This is a genomic window from Streptomyces glaucescens (assembly GCF_002154375.1).
In the GTDB taxonomy this organism is placed as follows: Bacteria; Actinomycetota; Actinomycetes; order Streptomycetales; family Streptomycetaceae; genus Streptomyces; species Streptomyces glaucescens.
Window position 1 is genome coordinate 1 of the sequence record NZ_MUND01000988.1, and the last position, 1,258, is coordinate 1,258.

At 77.2% G+C, this 1,258-nt stretch carries 1 protein-coding gene; it reads right to left on the reverse strand.

All coding sequences use genetic code 11. The features are described 5' to 3' along the window. Nucleotides 1-1,258 (reverse strand): 4-alpha-glucanotransferase (malQ, locus tag CCN42_RS40020; RefSeq protein WP_107427732.1); only part of this gene is annotated, 1,258 nt, incomplete at both ends.

The window sequence follows — 1,258 nt, forward strand, 5'->3', positions numbered from 1 at the left end:
CGTCGGCGACCGGCCGGGCGAGCAGGCCCAGCCGGTCGCGCAGGTCGACGTGTTCGCCGGTGAGCCGGGCGGCGGTGGGCGGCAGGTCGTGGGTGGTGGCGGTGGCGAGGCAGTCGGCGCGCCAGGCCTCGGGCGGCAGGGGGCGGCCGTCGCCGTCCCAGTCCCGCTCGAACCAGAGCACGGACGTGCCGAGGACGCCCCGCTCCCGCAGCCGTTCGCGGACGCCCGGCTCGACGGTTCCCAGGTCCTCGCCGATCACCACCGCCCCGGCCCGGGACGCCTCCAGGACCAGCACGGCGAGCATGGCCTCGACGTCGTAGCGGACGTAGGTGCCCTCCGTCGGGGGCAGCCCCTGCGGCACCCACCAGAGGCGGAACAGGCCCATGACGTGGTCGATGCGCAGGGCGCCGGCGTAGCGGAACAGCCCCCGCAGCAGGGCGCGGTAGGGCGCGTAACCGGTGGCGGCGAGACGGTCCGGGCGCCAGGGCGGCAGGCCCCAGTCCTGGCCGCGGGCGTTGAAGGCGTCGGGCGGGGCGCCGACGGACATGCCGGCGGCGAAGTACTCCTGCTGGGCCCAGGCGTCGGCGCCGCTGGGATGCACCCCGACGGCCAGGTCGTGCACGATCCCGATCGGCATGCCCGCCTCGCGGGCGGTGCGCTGGGCGGCGGTGAGCTGACTGTCGGTGAGCCAGGCGAGGCGGCAGTGGAGGTCGACGCGGTCCATGAGGCCGGCCCGCGCCCGGGCGGTCTGCGGGGAGCGGGGATCGCGCAGCCCGGCGGGCCAGTTCCGCCAGTCGGTGCCGTACACCTCGGCGAGCGCGCACCAGGTGGCGTGGTCCTCCAGGGCCTGGCCCTGCTCGGCGAGGAAGTCGCTGTAGGCGGCCTGGCGGCCGGGGCCGAGCGGGAGGGCGCACAGCAGCTCCAGCGCCTCCCGCTTGAGGTCCCAGACGGCGTCCCGGTCGATCAGCTCGCCCTTCTCCAGCACGGCCTCGCGCAGCCGGGCCGCCCGCTCGGGCAGCGCGCGCAGCCGCTCGCCGCCGGGGCCGTGGACGGCGTGGGCGTACTCGGGGACGTCCTCGATCCGCAGATGGACGGGGTCGGGGAAGCGGCGGGAGGAGGGGCGGTACGGCGACGGGTCGGTCGGCGCGCCGGGTACGGCCGCGTGCAGCGGGTTGACCTGGATGAATCCGGCGCCGAGGGCGCGGCCCGCCCAGGCGGTCAGCTCGCCCAGGTCGCCCAGGTCGCCCATGCCCCAGGA